Annotated in this window: 17 protein-coding genes and 1 pseudogene; 11 read left to right on the plus strand and 7 right to left on the minus strand. The window is 69.5% G+C overall.

The window, feature by feature from the left end; translation table 11 throughout:
• Nucleotides 1–2: 2 nt before the first annotated feature.
• Nucleotides 3–1,562: a glycerol-3-phosphate dehydrogenase/oxidase gene (locus EV193_RS10950; protein ID WP_423202156.1), complete on the plus strand. Its 1,560-nt coding sequence runs from the start codon at nucleotides 3–5 to the stop codon at nucleotides 1,560–1,562.
• A gap of 184 nt (nucleotides 1,563–1,746) precedes the next feature.
• Here EV193_RS10950 and EV193_RS10955 read toward each other — a convergent pair whose 3' ends face one another.
• Genes EV193_RS10955 through EV193_RS10965 form a run of 3 tightly spaced genes read right to left on the minus strand, consistent with a single transcriptional unit; the run spans nucleotide 1,747 to nucleotide 3,648 of the window.
• Complete coding sequence (locus EV193_RS10955; RefSeq protein WP_130343935.1) at nucleotides 1,747–2,838, minus strand: hypothetical protein; 1,092 nt, start codon at nucleotides 2,836–2,838, stop codon at nucleotides 1,747–1,749.
• Complete coding sequence (locus EV193_RS10960) at nucleotides 2,835–3,161, minus strand: hypothetical protein (protein WP_130343936.1); 327 nt, start codon at nucleotides 3,159–3,161, stop codon at nucleotides 2,835–2,837. The genes EV193_RS10955 and EV193_RS10960 overlap by 4 nt, the downstream gene beginning before the upstream one ends.
• Nucleotides 3,162–3,177: 16 nt before the next feature.
• On the minus strand, nucleotides 3,178–3,648 hold the full coding sequence (locus EV193_RS10965; protein ID WP_242613286.1) for a YbaB/EbfC family nucleoid-associated protein: 471 nt from the start codon (nucleotides 3,646–3,648) through the stop codon (nucleotides 3,178–3,180).
• A 128-nt stretch (nucleotides 3,649–3,776) separates the two neighbouring features.
• On the opposite strand from EV193_RS10965, the gene EV193_RS10970 reads away from it, so the two are divergent.
• Entirely contained in the window at nucleotides 3,777–4,676 is a 900-nt protein-coding gene (locus tag EV193_RS10970) for an ABC transporter ATP-binding protein (RefSeq protein WP_130343937.1), read from the plus strand.
• Nucleotides 4,673–5,857: an ABC transporter permease gene (locus tag EV193_RS10975; RefSeq protein WP_130343938.1), complete on the plus strand. Its 1,185-nt coding sequence runs from the start codon at nucleotides 4,673–4,675 to the stop codon at nucleotides 5,855–5,857. Before EV193_RS10970 ends, EV193_RS10975 begins: the two co-directional genes overlap by 4 nt.
• Before the next feature lie 5 nt (nucleotides 5,858–5,862).
• Here EV193_RS10975 and EV193_RS10980 read toward each other — a convergent pair whose 3' ends face one another.
• Nucleotides 5,863–6,177 (minus strand): hypothetical protein, encoded by a 315-nt coding sequence (locus tag EV193_RS10980; RefSeq protein ID WP_130343939.1) that lies wholly within the window; start codon nucleotides 6,175–6,177, stop codon nucleotides 5,863–5,865.
• A 74-nt stretch (nucleotides 6,178–6,251) separates the two neighbouring features.
• Between EV193_RS10980 and EV193_RS10985 the strand changes: the two genes are divergently transcribed.
• The 6 genes from EV193_RS10985 (at nucleotide 6,252) to EV193_RS11010 (ending at nucleotide 10,518) form a co-directional block, all read left to right on the plus strand.
• Nucleotides 6,252–7,118, plus strand: coding sequence for a helix-turn-helix domain-containing protein (locus EV193_RS10985; protein WP_130343940.1), 867 nt, complete (start codon nucleotides 6,252–6,254; stop codon nucleotides 7,116–7,118).
• Nucleotides 7,115–7,306, plus strand: a complete 192-nt coding sequence (locus EV193_RS10990; protein WP_130343941.1) for a DUF397 domain-containing protein — start codon at nucleotides 7,115–7,117, stop codon at nucleotides 7,304–7,306. The genes EV193_RS10985 and EV193_RS10990 overlap by 4 nt, the downstream gene beginning before the upstream one ends.
• 132 nt (nucleotides 7,307–7,438) lie before the next feature.
• Nucleotides 7,439–7,900, plus strand: a complete 462-nt coding sequence (locus EV193_RS10995; protein WP_130343942.1) for a hypothetical protein — start codon at nucleotides 7,439–7,441, stop codon at nucleotides 7,898–7,900.
• Nucleotides 7,893–8,501, plus strand: a complete 609-nt coding sequence (locus EV193_RS11000; RefSeq protein ID WP_130343943.1) for a DUF3558 domain-containing protein — start codon at nucleotides 7,893–7,895, stop codon at nucleotides 8,499–8,501. The genes EV193_RS10995 and EV193_RS11000 overlap by 8 nt, the downstream gene beginning before the upstream one ends.
• 8 nt (nucleotides 8,502–8,509) lie before the next feature.
• A complete protein-coding gene (locus tag EV193_RS11005; protein ID WP_130343944.1) occupies nucleotides 8,510–9,748 on the plus strand; it encodes a PPE domain-containing protein in 1,239 nt (412 codons plus the stop codon).
• A gap of 26 nt (nucleotides 9,749–9,774) precedes the next feature.
• Nucleotides 9,775–10,518, plus strand: coding sequence for an ESX secretion-associated protein EspG (locus EV193_RS11010; RefSeq protein WP_242613287.1), 744 nt, complete (start codon nucleotides 9,775–9,777; stop codon nucleotides 10,516–10,518).
• A 57-nt stretch (nucleotides 10,519–10,575) separates the two neighbouring features.
• Here EV193_RS11010 and EV193_RS11015 read toward each other — a convergent pair whose 3' ends face one another.
• On the minus strand, nucleotides 10,576–11,889 hold the full coding sequence (locus tag EV193_RS11015; protein ID WP_130343946.1) for a citrate synthase: 1,314 nt from the start codon (nucleotides 11,887–11,889) through the stop codon (nucleotides 10,576–10,578).
• A gap of 197 nt (nucleotides 11,890–12,086) precedes the next feature.
• Nucleotides 12,087–13,028: a carbohydrate kinase family protein gene (locus tag EV193_RS11020; protein WP_130343947.1), complete on the minus strand. Its 942-nt coding sequence runs from the start codon at nucleotides 13,026–13,028 to the stop codon at nucleotides 12,087–12,089.
• 85 nt (nucleotides 13,029–13,113) lie between these two features.
• Between EV193_RS11020 and EV193_RS11025 the strand changes: the two genes are divergently transcribed.
• A complete protein-coding gene (locus EV193_RS11025; protein ID WP_130343948.1) occupies nucleotides 13,114–14,259 on the plus strand; it encodes an acyl-CoA dehydrogenase family protein in 1,146 nt (381 codons plus the stop codon).
• A gap of 169 nt (nucleotides 14,260–14,428) precedes the next feature.
• Here EV193_RS11025 and EV193_RS11030 read toward each other — a convergent pair whose 3' ends face one another.
• Nucleotides 14,429–15,874, minus strand: coding sequence for an aminotransferase-like domain-containing protein (locus EV193_RS11030; protein WP_242613288.1), 1,446 nt, complete (start codon nucleotides 15,872–15,874; stop codon nucleotides 14,429–14,431).
• A gap of 54 nt (nucleotides 15,875–15,928) precedes the next feature.
• Here EV193_RS11030 and EV193_RS34730 point away from each other — a divergent pair.
• A pseudogene (locus EV193_RS34730) lies at nucleotides 15,929–17,227 on the plus strand (DUF885 family protein); the annotation flags it as partial.
• Between the last annotated feature and the right edge of the window lie 87 nt (nucleotides 17,228–17,314).

Here is a 17,314-nt window from a genome sequence, read left to right on the forward strand (position 1 = left end):
CAGTGATCCCCGAGACCCTCTCCCTGCGCGCCACCTCGCTGAACGCCGAGCGCCGCACGGTCGAGCTGGACGCGCTGGCCTCCGGCGAGGTCGTCGACGTGCTGGTGGTCGGCGGCGGCGTCACCGGGGCCGGCGTGGCGCTGGACGCGGCGTCGCGCGGCCTGTCGGTCGCCCTGCTCGAGGCACACGACCTGGCGTTCGGCACCTCGCGCTGGTCCAGCAAGCTGGTGCACGGCGGGCTGCGCTACCTGGCCAAGGGCGATGTCGGCCTCGCGCACGAGAGCGCGGTCGAGCGCGGCATCCTGATGACCCGCACCGCGCCGCACCTGACCCGGCCCCTGCCGCAGCTCATTCCCTTGCACGCCACCGTGTCCCGGCGCGACGCCGCGATCACCTTCGCCGGTCTGGCCGCGGGCGACGGGCTGCGCAGAGCCGCCCGCACGCCGTCGTCGCTGCTGCCCCGCCCGCGCCGGGTATCGGCCCAGGAGGCGACCGCCCTGGCGCCCGGTCTGCGCCGCGACGACCTGCGCGGCGCACTGCTGTCCTTCGACGGTCAGCTCACCGACGACGCGCGGCTCGTGGTCGCGCTGGCCCGCACCGCCGCCGGACTCGGCGCGCGGATCATCACCCGGGCGAGGGTCACCCGGCTGGACCAGTCGGGCGCGGAAGTCCACTGTGGACAGACCGGGCGGACGTTCGAGGTGCGTGCCCGTTCGGTGGTCAACGCCGCCGGGGTGTGGGCCGGCCAACTCGTGGACGCGGCCCGGCTGCGCCCGTCGCGCGGCTCGCACCTGGTGCTGGACGGCGCGCGGACCGGCCTCACCGGCACCGCGCTGACCGTGCCGATCCCCGGCGAGTTCGGCCGGTTCGCGCTGCTGCTGCCGCAGGACGACGGGCGGGTCTACCTGGGGCTCACCGACGAGCCGGTGGACGGCGAGATCCCTGACGTGCCAACGGTTCCCGAGTCCGACGTGGACTTCCTGCTGGACATCGCCTCGTCCGCGCTGGCCACCACGCTCACCCGGGACGACGTGCTCGGCGCGTTCGCCGGACTGCGCCCACTGGTCGAGGGAACCAACGCGCGCAGCGCCGACCTGTCCCGCCACCACGCCGTACTCACCTCCGGCAGGACGGTGACCGTGGTCGGCGGCAAGCTCACCACGTACCGCAAGATGGCCGCCGACGCGGTGGACGCCGCCGTGACCGCGGCCGGTCTGCACGCCGGCCCGTCCCGCACCCGCCGGCTGCCACTGGTCGGCGCCACTTCGCGCGCCGAGTTGTCCACAATGGACATACCGGAGCGGCTGAAAGCCCGGTACGGCACCGAGTCCGGGCGGGTGGCCGCGCTCGGCGAGCTGGATCCGGAACTGGCCGAGCCGGTGTCACCGACCGGCGTGACCGCCGCCGAGGTGGTGTGGGCGGTGCGGCACGAGGGCGCGCTGGACGCCAAGGACGTGCTGCACCGCCGCACCAGGATCGGGCTGGTCGACTCAGACGCGGCGGTCGCCGTCGGGCCGGTCACCCGACTGGTCGACCGTGCCCTCGCCGGACTGCTCGTCTGAAGGCGTGTCCTAACCACGCTGAGGTCGGCAATGAAGGGGCGAGGGCGACCGCCGCCACGCCGAAGGCGTCTCTCCCAACCACCCACGCAACCCGCAGCCCACCAACCCCGGCAGGTAGCCACCCAAGCAAAACGACCACAGGCCTTTCGGCGGAGCCGAACCAGCGGCGGCCTTGCCCTCGATATCAGACGCTGTCTGACTTCTCCACCTCGGCGATCGCGTCAGCGACCTCGTCCGCGTCGACCGTCGACGGGTCGACGCCGCGCTCCTCGAGTTCGTCGGCCAACTCGCTCGCCCACGCCTCGTCGCCTCGCTTCGACGCGATCACGTCGGCCACCGCGCCCGGATCGGCCTTCGGCTCGTCCGAGTTGCCCTCGGTGCTGCCCTCGGTGTCCTGCTTGGCCTTCAACTCCTCCTCGCTGAGCGGGCTCGTCTGATCGGTCTTGGCCGCCTTCGACGAGGACTGCTGCGAGGACTGCTGCGAGCCGGTGCTTTCCTGCGAGGTGTTCTGCTGTGAGGTGTTCTGCTGGCCGGAGGCCTTGCCGCCGATCGTCTCGACCACCTTCTTGATCGCCTCGGTCGAGCCGAGCACTTTCTTGACGATCTCCATGATGCCGCCGAGCGCGCTGCCCAGCTTGCCCATCTCGCCGAGGATCTTGCCGCCGGCCTGCACCGCGATCTGCACCGACTGCACGATCGCCGTCACCAGGCTCATGCCGCCGGTCGCCCACGCCGAGGCGATGCCCTGCGTCATGATCGGCACGATCTTGACCGTCGCGTCGTTGATCGTCTGCAGCACGGTCGTGCGCGTCTCCGCGAGTGCCTTGCCGCCGCTGTCCACCGCCTGCGCCATGCCGGTACCCGCCTCGGCCAGGCCCATCAGCGCGCTGGCCTGGTTGCCGCTGGTCTCCCGGTAGGCGTCGGCCGTGCCGCCCTGCCAGTTCGCGGTGTCCGAGGTGGCCCGGGACTGGTAGTCCTCGGCGGACTGGGTGAGCTGCGTGCTGGAGTCCGACCAGGCCGACGAGCTGGACGTGATCGCCTCGGGGTTGCCCTGCAGCGCGTTGAACGGCTCGGCGAGGAACCCGATCTGCTCGACCAGGAAGCCGAACCCGGCCTGCGCGACCACGGTGAGCGGGTCGGCGGCCAGCCCCACGATGTCCAACCCGACGTCCAGGCCACCCATACCGGCCTGCGTCCAGTCGCCGTTGCGGATGCCGTCGGTCGCGGTCCGCATGTCGGCGAGCAGATCGGCGGCCGACTGCTCCTTGGTGGTCATGCCCTCGTCCCCTCGTCGTTCATGGTCTGCCCGAACACGGTCGAGTGACGCTCGTCGGTCCTGGCGTAGGTGTCAGCCACATTGATCAAGCCGGTGGTCACACCGTCGAGTGAGGTCGCCCCGCGCGCGATCACGTCGGCGACCGCACCGGACGCCTGGCCCATCGCCATCGCGAAGAACTCGCCGAACAATCCGAACGCGCCGGTCGTCACCGGCACCGCGGTCAACGCCGCCGCGTCCACCCCGCGCGCCACCGACGAGACCACCGACGAGTGCCGCAGCACCTCGTCGACCCCGACGTCGAATCCCTGCGTTCCGTCCATGAGAGAAATCCTTCTGTCACTTGATGATCGTTGGCGGGTTCTCGAAGTACTCGTCGTCCGAGGCGCGCCGGCGCGCGCGTGCCGGCGCGGCGGCGACCGGCTCCTCCGGCTCGGCCGGCCGGTGCTCGGTGAGGTGCTTCTCGATCACGTCGAGCGTCGGCGAGTCACCGACGAACTCCCGCATCACGGCGACCACCCGGTTCGCGGCGTCACGCTGCGCTTCCCTGGTCGCCTTCATGATCAGTTGCGCGAGGTGCTCCGGCGGATAGTCGCGACTGCCCGCCCGCAGCACCAGGTCGACCGTCGCGCCGCTGGCGTTCACCCGCACGGTCACCTGGCCGTCCGCCGCGCTGCCGACGCCACCGACGTCCCGCAACGCCGCGTCGGCCCGCTCCGCGTCGGCCGCGGCCTGCTTGAGCTTGTCGTCGTACTGGGTGAGCCACTGCTCAGGGTTCATCTCGTGCTCTCTGTCGATCGTCGGCTTCACTCGTGAACACTACTGTTCCTTAAACGCGCGGGCGAGGGGTGCGGTTCCACGAAATTCACCGGCCTGGATACTGCACGTGGCGAGCGCCCCAGACGCGAACACAGACGCGACCGAGGGAAGGGATCACCGTGCCCGACGCGGTGCTGGAGATCGATCACGTGTCGAAGCGCTACGGCGACGTCGTGGCCCTGCGTGACATGACCTTCGACGTGAGAGCGGGCGAGCTGTTCGGATTCGTGGGCAGCAACGGCGCCGGCAAGACGACCACCATGCGAATCGCGCTCGGCGTGCTCGCCGCCGACTCCGGCGAGGTGCGCTTCTCCGGCCGGCCGATCACCTTCGACAACCGCCGCCGGATCGGTTACCTCCCAGAGGAACGCGGCCTCTACCCGAAGATGAAGGTACTCGACCAGCTCGTCTACCTGGCCGAGCTGCACGGGTTGCCGACCAACTCGGCGCACCGGGCGGCGGAGAACTGGATCGCCCGGCTCGGGTTGCGCGACCGGCGCGGCGACGAGGTGCAGAAGCTCAGCCTCGGCAACCAGCAGCGCGTGCAACTCGCCGCCGCGTTGGTGCACGAGCCCGCGGTGCTGATCCTGGACGAGCCGTTCTCCGGGCTGGACCCGGTCGCGGTGGACGTGATGAGCGCGGTACTGCGCGAGCAGGCCGCTGCCGGCGTTCCGGTGCTGTTCTCCAGCCACCAGCTCGATCTCGTCGAGCGGCTGTGCGACCGCGTCGGGATCGTCCGAAGTGGACAGATGGTGGCCTGCGGCACGGTCGCGGAACTCCGTACCGGCGGCGACGCCCAACTCGTCGTGGAGGCGCCGAACGCACCGCCGGGCTGGGCCGACTCGCTGCCCGGGGTCACCGTGGACGCCGTGCACAACGGGCAGACGACACTGCGGCTGGCACCGGGCACGGACGACCAGACCGTGCTCACCGCGGCGCTGGCCACCGGCCCGGTGCGCGAGTTCCGCCGGCACGCGCCGTCGCTCACCGAGCTGTTCCGGAACGTGGTGAGCTCATGACCCCCACACGGACGGTGTTCCTGGTCGCGCGGCGCGAGCTGAACACGCGGCTGCGCACCCGGTCCTTCGCGATCGGGACGGTCGTGACGATCCTGGTGCTCGCCGGGTACCTGCTGCTGCAGGCGTCGCTGGCCGAGGACGCCGACCGCAGCAAGGTCGGCCTGTCCGGGCAGGCGACCGGGCTGGCCGCGCCGCTCACCGCGACGGCCAAGCAGCTCGGCCACACCGTCGAGGTGTCCGACGTGAAGGACCCGTCCGAGGGCGAGCGCATGGTGCGCGACGGCGACCTGGACGCGTTCGTCAGCGGCACGGCCGACCGGCTGCGCGTGACCGTGCGGTCGGAGTTGGACGAGAACCTGCACAAGGCGATGAACGCGCTCGCGCAGCAGCAGGTGCTCGAGGCACAGTTGCTGGCCGCCGAGGTGCCGAACACGCGCGAGATCCTGGAGAACGCGGCGCGCGCGCATGTTCAGGTGGACACCCTGGAGCGGGTCGATCCACAGAAGGACCAGCGGCTCGCGGTGGCGCTGGTGCTGATCGTGCTGCTCTATATGTCGCTGCTGCTGTACGGGACGATGGTGGCGCAGGGCGTCGTGGAGGAGAAGGCGAGCCGGGTCGTGGAGATCCTGCTCGCGACCGTGCGGCCGTGGCAGTTGTTGCTCGGCAAGGTGATCGGCCTGGGGATCGTGGGGCTGATCCAGTTCACGCTGATCGGTGTCACCGGCCTCGCCGTGGCGCTGGCGACGGACGTACTGACGATCGACGGCGCCGCGACGGGCGCGCTCGTCTGGGGGCTGATCTGGTACGTCCTCGGGTACTTCCTGTTCGCCACCGTGTTCGCGTCGGTCGGCTCGCTGGTGTCGCGCCAGGAGGACGCGCAGTCGGTGCTCACCCCGATCACCCTCGTCGTGGCGGTGGCGTTCGTGCTCGGCCTGAGCCTGCTGACCAGATCGGCGGACGACGGTGTCACGGTCGTGCTGTCCTTGGTGCCGCCGTTCAGCCCGATCCTGATGCCCGGGCGGATCGCGCTCGGTGTGGCGTCCGGCTGGGAGATCGCCCTGTCGGTGATCTTGACCGTGACCGCGATCGCCGCGCTGACCTGGCTCGGCGGGCGGGTCTACCGGAACGCCGTCCTGCGCACCGGCAGCCGCGTCCGCCTCCGCGACGCCCTGGGCGTGTGATCCCCTCACTCGCGCCGTTCAGCCGCGCGAAGGCGGCGCAACAGCGCGACGTACTCGCCGTCCGGGTTCTTGATCAACCCGTGCACCGTGCTGAACACTCGGCACGGCCACTCGCCGCCGCACGCCCAGCAGGTAGCGTCGCGCAGCGTGCCGTGCTCGGCCACGAGCCCGCGCAGCACCAGCACGGCCGACCGCACCGCGCCGGCGAGCAGCGGGTCGGTGGAACCGCCCGCGACGAATTCCATTTCGTCGAGATGGCCGTAGATGTCGGCGCAGAGAAGTACGACCGCGTCGTCCGCCACTGACGGTGTCTTGCTCATCTTTCCTCCCAAAGGTGAATCTTTCCGATCCGTATGAAATGCCTTGCGGAAGGGACAAGCAATACGGTTGAGGAATGCGAGATCGGGAGCCGACGGTACGCAGACGGGAACTGGGCGACGCACTGCGCCAGGCGATGGAGCGAGCCGGACTGACCGGCGCGGACATGGCGAGACGGTTGGGCTGCTCACAGACGTGGGTGTCGCGGCTGCTGTCCGGCAAGCGGGGCAGCACCGAGAACGACGTGACGGCGTTCGCGACCATCTGCGGCGTGAACGGCAAGGAGCTGGCGCGGCTGCAGGGCCTCGCGCGCGAGCAGACCCAGGTCGGATGGTTGCAGCAGCACGGATCCCGCCTCCCCAAACAGGTCCGCACACTCATCGACCACGAGGATCACTCGCGGGAGATCAGCCAGTTCGGGTTCACGCTGGTGCCCGGTCTGCTGCAAACCGGCGACTACGCGCGGACCGTGATCAGTGAGAACGTCAACGTGCCAGCCGACGAGGTAGACGACCGCGTGTCGGCAAGACTGGCGCGGCAGGCGTTGTTCAGCCGGTATCGGCGACCGACGTTCGCGTTCTTTCTGCACGAGTTCGCGCTGCGCCTGCCGGTCGGCGATGCCCAGACGATGGCTGATCAACTCGAGCATCTCCTACGCATGTCCGCGCGCACTTACCTGACCATTCGTGTTGTCCCCACGGCAATAGGAGCGCACGCCGGGATGTCCGGACCGTTCACGCTTCTCGACGTCATCGATTTCAAGCAGGTGGTGTACCTCGACAGCGAGACCTCCAACGTATTCCTGGAAGAACCCGTCGAGATCGCCGCGTATCGGAACATCCTCGCCGCCCTGGATCGCACCGCCCTGGATGAGGAACAATCGAGGACGATGGTTGCCACCGTGGCAAGGACCCAGTACGCGGATCGAGAGGTGCCCCAATGATCGCGCCCGAGCCGGCCAGCCTGGTCTGGCACAAGAGCAGCTTCAGCGGCAACGGCGGCGACTGCGTCGAGGTGGCCCACGCCGGCGAAGGTGTCGCCATCCGGGACTCCAAGAACCCCGACGGCCTGATCCTCGCGGTGCCGTCACACGCCTGGCACCCCCTGGTCGCGAACACTTTTCAGACCTGACGCCTACTCCGATCGGGTGCTCCCCACGAACCCACCTTGTCCCTGCCGCAAGTTTGCTAACCTCGCAACCAGGGATACGGCTCGTTACTCTCCGCACACGAGCCCACGGCGGCAACGAGGGGGACAACAAGCATGGCCGAAGAAGGCGACCCGGGATCCGACTCCCGCGCGTTCAACGCAGCACCCGTCGGCAACATCAGCGGCTACATCGGTCAGATGGAGCAGGTCCTCGCCGCTCCGATGCCCCAAGCCATCAAGGTCGACCCGCAACAGATCCTCAATGTCGGCTCAGCGATCGCCCGCGAAGTAAAGAACCTTGAGGCCGCGCTCAGGCGCAACCGCGACTCGCTCCACGTCGCCCCTGCCGGCAACGACGACACCAGCAAGGCCGTGGCCAGGGCTTGGACGAGGCTGCTGGCGAGCCCGGCGAATCCGGAGTCAGTGGCGAGCCGGGTGCAGCTGTACATCGACAATCTCAGGGCTGTGTGCACGCAGTTGGAAGCTGCCGCCCGACAGTACAAGTACACGGAAGAAGCCATCGCCGCCGCGTTCCGCCCAACCGATCAAGGACAGGGTCGCCCATCCCATGCGTAAACGCATCGTCTCCAGCATCGTCGCCATCTGCGCGGCGGGTCTCGCGGCGGGCTGTGATTCGACAACCGGCAATGCCAGCCCGGCCACGACATCGGAGACCGCTCCTCAGACGGCGAGTAAGTCCACCTCGGCCACACCAACCGTGCCGCCACGGCCGAAGGACCTGCGCGTCGACGGCATCGACCCATGCCAACTCATCCCGCGACAGAACTGGACTGAGCTGAGGCTCGATGAGGCGCGACCGGCTGGAAATGCCTCCTTCTATAAGGTTCCCGTCTGCAGCTACAGCGGTGCCACACCACCTATCTATCAGGGATTCGGGGTTAGCGCACCCGTGACCGAGGGCATCGAAGTGTGGCTGGCCGGCAAGAAGAACTCTGCCATTCGCCCGATCACCGTCGCCGGCTACGGCGCGGTCGAGGCGATCCGAGATGGTGCCGAGGAAGCCGAGTGTGCCGTCATCGTGGACGTCGCACCCGGCCAGATCCTGTGGGTAGACACGGGTGTTGGCTATCGAAAACTGACACAAGAGCAACTGTGCAGGTCTGTGACACGTGTGGCTGAGATAGCGGTTCAAACGTTGAAATCTCTGCGTGGATAGGGGGAACAATGACCAACGAGGAGATCGCTGACCTTCGGTACGCATGGATGGGTACCTCGGCACTCGCCGAGGAGATCAAGCTCCTCAGGGACGGCCCGGGGCAGGCGGCGTTCGATCCGCCCGCCACCGCTCTGCGCGAACTGTCGAAGGCGTTGGCGGCGACAGACGAGGCGATTCGGGGTGCGTTGAAACCGTTGGGGACGGAGTGGACGGGCGCGGCCGCGCAGGGCGGTCAGCAGGTGGTCTCAGTTCAGGGGCAGCACGCGGGCGTGTCGGGGGATGTGTCGACCGCTGTGTCGTCCGGTGTTCACGCTCAGGGTGGGCACTATTCGGGTGCGAACAACAAGATGCCCGATCCGGCTGTTCTTGCGCAGAACGCGGAGGCCGACAAGCAGACTGTCGCGGCTGCGGGCATGTTCGGCCCGGCTTTCGACGATCACACACGGAAGCAGCAGGCGGCGCGTGAGCAGGAGGAGCAGGCCAAGCAGGCGTTCGAGCAGTACGCCCGCTCAAGCCAGCAGCAGTTGGACGGGTATCGGCCGTTGCCGGCGCCGCCTCCGGTGAATTTGCAGGTGGGGGACGTGTCGTCGGGGTCGATTGGGAGTACGACGCCAGCGGGGTGGAGTTCGCCGAGCGTGTCCAGCACGTCGGGTGTACCCGGGACGGGTTCATCGACGGTGATCCCGCCCGGTGGTGGCGGGACGCCGTACGTTCCGACGGTGGGTGGTGGTGGTTCGGGTACGCCGCCGGTGGTGGGTCCGCCGGGGACGCCGGGTCCTGGGCCGATCGTGGGGCCGGGTCCGGTTCCTGGTGGTGGGCCGATCTCGAACGTGCCGGGTGGTGGGTTGCCGATACGGCCCGGTATGGGCATTGATGCGGCGCAGGCTGCTGCGTTGGCCGCGAGTGGGCTGGGTGGTGGGGTGGTTGATGACGAGGAGCGTCGTGCCCGCCCCGGTAGCCGAGGCCCCGGTGGCGCGCCTGGTGTGCCGAAGCCGGGTGCTGTGCCATTGGGTGCGCCGGACGCCGAGGAAGCTCGTGCGGCACGCAACGCTGAGCGGGTCGCGCCCAGGCAGGCGCCGCGTGCGGGTGGGTTGATGTCGCCGGCGGCGATGGCCGGCGCCGGTGCTGGGGCGCCTGGTGAGGACGACGATCTGGAGCACAAGGACAAGTACGGGTTCGGCGACCCGGAAATGTTCGAAGACGACACCCTCGTCGCCCCGGCGACGATCGGTGAGGACGACGAATAGCCGTGCACCAACCACAAGCCAACGCGGTGCTGTCCGCGCTGGAATTCGACGTCGCCTGGGAATCAGAAAACCTGCCACCTCGACACGTGGTGATCAACGTCCCCAGCCCGGGCAAGACCCACACCGAACGCCGGCAGCTGGAACGCCAAGCCTGGGAGTCGCTGGCTCAACGCGGCCTGGCCAAGGGTGAGCGGGTCACTCCCGACCTGGCCGACCACCTCGCCCTGCTCGCCACCGCGCCACTGTCCATCGATCTGTGGGTGTGGACCGACCACGACATCCGGGCGCTCGCGGTCGCATCCGGGCGGCGTGCGCTTATGGCGGTCGTCGAGCACGAGCAGGTACACCTCGTCCCGGCTCGCGACACCAGCCTCGTGAGCACCGCGATCTGGCTCACCGGTGATCTGCCCGCCGGGCCCGGCCACTCGGTCAGCCTGCCGACCGAAGCCCTCAGGAAGGCCGACAAGCCAGGACGCCAACCCCACGAAATCGTTGCGGCACTGAAGAAAACCGGCATCAAAACAGCCGACGCGCAACTGCTCGTGCGCATGGCCGAAAACATTCACAGCCGAGGGCAGATCGGTGTGCAACACCGGCACCGGGACGGCCGGATCGTGCGCACCGGTCGCCAGGTCAATTTTCACGACACCGACAACGGCCGCTACGTCATGCTCAGCGCCACCAACAACGATGGTCAGCAGTGGACGACGCTCGCACCGGCCGACAACCAGCGGCTGATCGCCTGCGTCCGAGAGCTTGCCGAAGAATAGACGAAGGCCGCCACTCGGTCCGAGTGGCGGCCTGCATTCCCTTGCTGTGTAAGGGAATCAGCGATTCTCGACCGACACGTAGTCGCGCTCGGTCTGTCCGATGTAGACCTGCCGAGGGCGGCCGATCTTGGTAGCCGGGTCCGACATCATCTCCCGCCAGTGCGCGATCCAGCCGGGCAGCCGGCCCAACGCGAACAGCACGGTGAAGAACTTCGTCGGGAAGCCCATCGCCCGGTAGATCAACCCGGTGTAGAAATCGACGTTCGGGTACAGCTTGCGCTCGACGAAGTAATCGTCACCCAGTGCGATCTCCTCGAGCGTCTTCGCGATGTCCAACAGCTCGTCGGACGCGCCCATCTTGGACAGGATCTCGTCCGCGGTCTTCTTGATGATCGCCGCACGCGGGTCGTAGTTCTTGTATACCCGGTGCCCGAAGCCCATCAGCCGGACGCCGTCTTCCTTGTTCTTCACCTTCTTGACGAAGGTCTGCACATCCTCGGTGTCACGAATTCGCTCCAGCATGTCCAGCACCGCACTGTTCGCACCACCATGCAGGGGGCCGAACAACGCGTTTATTCCGGCGGAGATGCTCGCGAACAGGTTCGCCTCGGACGACCCGACCAGGCGCACGGTCGACGTCGAACAGTTCTGCTCGTGATCGGCGTGCAGGATGAACAGCAGATCCAGCGCCTTGGTCATGTCGGGGTCGACGTCGTAGGGCTCCGCGGGGAACCCGAACGTCATGCGCAGGAAGTTCTCCACCAGACCGAGCGAGTTGTCCGGGTAGAGGAACGGCTGACCGACCGACTTCTTGTACGCGTAGGCCGCGATCGTCGGCAGCTTCGCCAGCAGCCTTATCGTGGAGATCTCCACCTGCTGCTCGTCGAACGGCTTGAGGCTGTCCTGGTAGAACGTCGACAGCGCGGACACCGCGGAGGACAGCACCGGCATCGGGTGCGCGTCACGCGGGAAACCGTCGAAGAAGCGCTTCAGGTCCTCGTGCAGCAGCGTGTGCCGCTGAACCCGCTCGGTGAAGTCGTCCAGCTGCGCCTGGGTCGGCAGCTCGCCGTAGATCAGCAGGTAGCTGACCTCGAGGAAGCTCGAACGTTCCGCGAGCTGTTCGATCGGATACCCGCGGTAGCGGAGAATTCCCGCCTCACCGTCGATGTAGCAGATCTCCGAGGAGCAGGCGGCGGTGTTCACGAACCCCGGGTCGAGCGTGACGTACCCGGTCTTCGCCAGCAGCTTCCCCAGATCGATGCCGGAAGCGCCCTCTGTCGCAGGGGCTACCGCCATTTTGTGCTCGCCGCCGTCGTAACGGAGCTCGAAGGCACCGGTAGAGGCCTGCGGCGAGGCAGTCGCGTCGGGCATGCACTTACCTCTCACGATCGTCGGGGCGAGGCGAAAGCACTCGACGCGAGGGTTCCTACCCGGTCAAGAATGCGCCGCGGCCGGTATCGCCGCGTGGCAGCACCGCCCCATTGGGGTCCTGTCGGTGCCTACGCTAGTGGCCTTCGCGCTCAACGCCCAGTCGCCGGATTACTCGAAGTGTCTAGTTGGGACACGCATCACAGCCAGGCCGGCAATTCGGCCGCTGTCGGCGGCTGCGCACCCGTTCTGGAGGCGGTGATCGCGGCCGCTTCGGCCGCGAATTCGAGTGCTGTACGCCACTCTCCCGCGGACAGTTCACGCAATGCTGCGGGGCTCGTCACACCGTTTCGTTGCAACCATGCGAGCAATGTGCCGTGCACGGTGTCCCCGGCACCGACCGTGTCGGCGACCTCCACCGGCACCGCCGGGACGGTGATCGTGTCGCCGCGGGCGGTGCGGCACTCCAGCCCGTCGGCTCCCCTGGTCAGCACGACCGCGGCGGGTCCGGCCGCCTGCCAGCGCCGCACCGCCGGCTCGATGTCGTCGCAGCCGGCGAGCCAGCGCGCGTCGTCCACGGACAGCTTGAGCAGCGCGATGTCGGGCAGCCAGGACTCGAACCGCGCCCGGTACGCGTCCGGATCGGACACCAGCGACGAGCGGACGTTGGGGTCGAGCACCACGATTCCGCCGGCCCGGGCGTGTGCGCGAAGCACCCGTTCGTAGGTCGTCGCGCCCGGTTCGAGCACCAGCGAGAACGCGCCGAGCGACAGGATCGTCGTTCCGGCCGGCAGCGGGCCCGGATCGGCCACCAGCCGGTCGGCGGTTCCCTCGACGTAGAACGTGTAGTCCGCCGATCCGTCACCGCCGACACCGGCCACGGCCAGCGAGGTCGGCTCGTCGCCGCGCTGCGTCAGCGATGTGTCCACTGTGGATTCGCGAAGTGCGGCGAGCAGCGCGGCACCGAACGAGTCAGTGGAAAGCCGTGACAGGAAAGAGACTTCGGCACCGAGGCGGCCCGCGGCGATCGCGACGTTGAACCCCGCGCCGCCGAGTCGGGGCAACAGCGGGCCGTCCACTGTGGACACGCCGGCTCCGTCCGGCAACAGGTCGACCAACGCCTCGCCACCGACGACGATCACCTGTTCCTCCTCACACCGAATGGCTCTCCCCAGGTTAACGCTCGTTCAGTAGAGTTCAGCCACCGAGACACATACGGAGAGTCCCATGCCCGCCGAGCGCCTGCTGCCCACCACCGAAGCCGAAGACCTGCTGGCCCTCACGCGCGAGATCGCGCGTGCCGAGCTGGCGCCGCTGGCCGCGGAGTACGAGGAGGCGGAGCGCTTCCCGCGCGAGCAGTTCCGCCTGCTCGGACGCAGCGGCCTGCTGGGGTTGCCGTACCCGGAGAAGTGGGGCGGTGGCGAGCTGCCCTACGAGGTCTACCTGCAGGTACTCGAGGAGATCGCCTGCGCGTGGATGTCGGTCGGCGTCGGGCTGTCGGTGCACACGATGTCCTGCTACGCGCTGATCGAGTACGGCACCGAGGAGCAGCGCGAGCGCTGGCTGCCCGAGATGCTCGGCGGCGACCTGCTCGGCGCGTACGCGCTGTCGGAGTCGCACGCCGGGTCGGACGCGGCGGCGCTGTCGACGCGCGCGGCCCGCGACGGTGACGACTTCGTGGTGAACGGCGCGAAGGCGTGGATCACGCACGGCGGGCAGGCCGATTTCTACACCACGATGGTGCGCACGTCCGACGACGGCGGGCGCGGCATCTCGTGCCTGCTGGTCGACGCGAAGACGCCCGGGCTGAGCGCGGCGCCGCCGGAGCGCAAGATGGGCCTCACCGGGTCCACCACCACGCAGATGATCTTCGAGGACGCGCGGGTGCCGGCCGATCGGCTGCTCGGCGCGGAGGGCGAGGGGCTCAAGATCGCGCTGTCCTCGCTGGCGTCCGGCCGGCTGGGGATCGCGGCGTGCGCGGTCGGTCTGGCGCAGGCGGCGCTGGACGAGGCCGTGGCGTACGCGTCCGGGCGGATCCAGTTCGGCAAGTCGATCATCGAGTTCCAGGGCCTGGAGTTCATGCTCGCGGACATGGCGGCCGCGGTGGAGTCGTCGCGGGCGACCTACCTGGAGGCGGCCCGGCGGCGTGATCGCGGGCTGCCGTTCAGCCGGCAGGCGTCGATCGCGAAGCTCGTGGCGACCGACGCGGCGATGAAGGTGACCACGGACGCGGTGCAGGTGCTCGGCGGCGCGGGCTACACGCGCGACTTCCCGGTCGAGCGGTACATGCGTGAGGCGAAGGTGCCGCAGATCTTCGAGGGCACCAACCAGATCCAGCGCATGGTGATCGCCCGCGAACTCCGCCGCTCCTGAACGCCCGTCGCACCGGTTTGTCCACAGGCACCGTTTCATCCACAAGTCGATCTTGTCGCCCCTGTCGATCATGACCGCCGGATAGACTTGGCTCGAGGGCCGCCCCCGGGTGGGTGGGGGCTGCGTTCCACAGGGTCGAGCACCGTGGGACGTGAATCGGCGTGGCGGGTCAGTCGCGGGTGGAGTGGCGGGAGTTGTTGGGGCGCAGGGCTTTCCAGGCCGTGGCGAGGCGATCGACCAGCTCGTCGAGGATCGGCGGCGGGTAGGTGAACGGGAGCCGGATGTAGCTGTCGTGCGTGCCGTCCGGGTCCATCGCCGCACCGGGGACGATCTCCACGCCGTGCCGGCGCGCGAGTTGGGCGAAGGCGGCGGCGTCCACGCCGGGCAGTTCGACCCAGAGCGACGTGCCACCGTCGGGCGGGCGCCAGCGCCAGGACGGCAGCCGGTCCGCGAGCAAACCGGCGAGTTGGTCGTGGCGGGCGTGCAGCGCGGTCGTGTGTTCCTCGGTGATCGCCGGGAGCCGAGGCAACAATCGCAGCGCGACCGCCTGATCGAGCAGCGGGCTGCCGAGATCCACCAGCGCCTTGTGCCGGGCCACCCGCTCGGCGACCTCGACGGGTGCCCGCAACCAGCCCAGCCGCAGCCCGGGCCACACCGTCTTGGCCAGCGATCCGACGGTGATCGCCTCGACGTCCGGCTCCGCGGCGATCGGCGCCGGGCGGCCGCCGAACAGCGTGTCGTAGGAGTTGTCCTCCATGATCGGCACACCGTGCTCGGCCGCCAGGGACGCGATCCTGCGCCGCCGCGCGGGCGACATCAGCATGCCGGTCGGGTTGTGGAACGTCGGCATCAGGAACGCCAGCGACGGCGAGCGTGACATGGCCGCCGCGAAGGCGTCGATCCGTGCACCTTCGTCGTCCAGCGGTACCCCGATCGGGTCGGCGCCGGCCGCGCGGAACGCGTCCAGGCACCCCGGCCAGCTCGGCGTCTCCACCACGACCGTCGAGCCGCGACGCAGAAACACCTGCGCCACAAGGGAAATCGCCTGTGTGGCACCGGTCGTGACGACGATCTGCTCCGGCACGGTGGGCAACCCGTCACTGGTGTAACAGTCCGCGAGCGCCGAGCGCAACGCCGGCAGGCCGCGCGGCTGGTACCCGGCGTCGGCGGTCAGCGCCGGCAGGTCCTCCCGCGCCACCGCGGCCACCGCGTCGGCCAGCCACTCCGACGCCGGTGCGCCCGCCGAGTTGAGCGTGATCAGGTCAGCCCGCTCGTCCACCAGGCTCTGGATGATCGACGTCGCCGTCCCACCGGGCACCCGCCCGTCCGCACCCGGCCGGCGCAGCGCCGGCAACGCGGCCACGACGGTGCCACTGCCCCGCCGGCTGTCCACCAGCCCACCGGCCCGCAACTCGTCGTACGCGGCCACCACGGTCGACCGGCTCACCACCAGCGCGGCGGCCAGATCGCGCTCGGACGGCAGCCGCGCGCCCGGCGGCAGCGAATCGGCCTCGATCGCCGAGCGCAACGCGGCCGCCAGCGCGCGGTACAGCGGGCCGTCCGCCGCCCAGCCGCCGAGCAGGCCGGCGAGCGTCTTGGCGTCAATTCGGTCCACTTCGCGCTCCATTGGCCCGTGTTCGCGGCTTCCGCCAGCGCAACGCTAGCTGGCATGACCAACGACTTGGACACGCGACTCCGGGCGATCTGCGACCTGTCCGTCGCCACGGCGCGCGAGATCGCGGGCCGGCACGAGTACGACGGCGTGGTCCAGGACCTGTCGCCGGACACGGTCCGCCGTGATCTGGCGAGGCTGAACCCGGACGGCGCGGCCTACCCCGACCCGCACGACGAGGCGCACACCGCCGCCACCGAGGACGCCCTGCGCGCCCGGTTCGGCGAACTCGACCTGCACCGCGTGAACCCGTTGTGGCACATCGACAACCTCGAGCTGATCACCTACGAGCGGCGGTACGCGCCGGAGGCCGACCGCGCCGAGGCCCGCCGCGCGCACCTGAAGCGGTGGCCGGACGCGGTGGACGCGGCGATCGAGGCGCTGGACCGTGTCCCGCGCGATCTCGCCACCGCCACCGTCCCACTCGCCGAAGGCCTGGCCGACTACCTCGGGCCGGACGACGTCGAGCCGAGAAAAGCCTTGGCGCGCTTGGTGAATCATCTCCACACGGCCGGCACCAACGGCCCCGAGTCGCCGGCGCTCGGGCGGGCCGCGTTGACCCGGCTGCTGTCGTCGTCGGAGGCGATCGACGTCGACCTCAACGACCTGCTCGCGCGCGCCGAGCGGCACCGCACCGAACTCCGGCAGATGCTCGACGAGGCCTGCCGCCGCGTCGACCCGGCGGCGTCCACCCACGACACCCTGCGCGCACTGGTCGCCGATCACCCGGCCACCGGCGAGCAGGTGCTGGCCGAGGCCCGCGCCCTGGTCACCGAGGTGATCGACTGGACGGCGCGCACCGGGCTCGTCCCGGTCGACGACGCCGTCTGCGAGGTCGGCCCCTCGGTGGGCTCGCAAACCCGCGCGCTGGCCGGGCTGTACGCGGCGGCACCGTTCGAGCCGGACGGGCCGAGCTCGTTCCTGGTCACGCTGCCCGATCCGGCCTGGCCGCGCGACGAGCAGCAGGAGTGGCTGGCGTCCGGGTTCAACCGCGCGCTGCTGCCCGACATCGCGGTGCACGAGGTCGCGCCGGGCCACTTCTCGCACTTCAGGGCGCTGCGCCGGGCGCCGAGCGACGTGCGCCGCCTGCTGGTGTCCGACGCGTTCGTCGAGGGGTGGGCGCACTACGTCGAGCAGCTGTGCGTCGAGGAGGGTTTCCGCGCCGGGGACTCCCGGTTCGCCGCGGGCGTGGCCAGGGACGGACTGCGCCGGGTGGCCAGGCTGACGTGCTCGATCGGCGTGCACACCGGCGCGCTGTCGCTGGACGAGGCCGCGAGCCAGTTCGTCGACGACGCGCTGATCACCGGCCGCGCGGCGCACGCGGAGGTCCGGCGCGCCCTGTTCGACCCCACCTACGGCCGCTACACCTGGGCAGGCTGGAGA

This window comes from Herbihabitans rhizosphaerae (genome assembly GCF_004216555.1).
Lineage (GTDB): Bacteria > Actinomycetota > Actinomycetes > Mycobacteriales > Pseudonocardiaceae > Herbihabitans > Herbihabitans rhizosphaerae.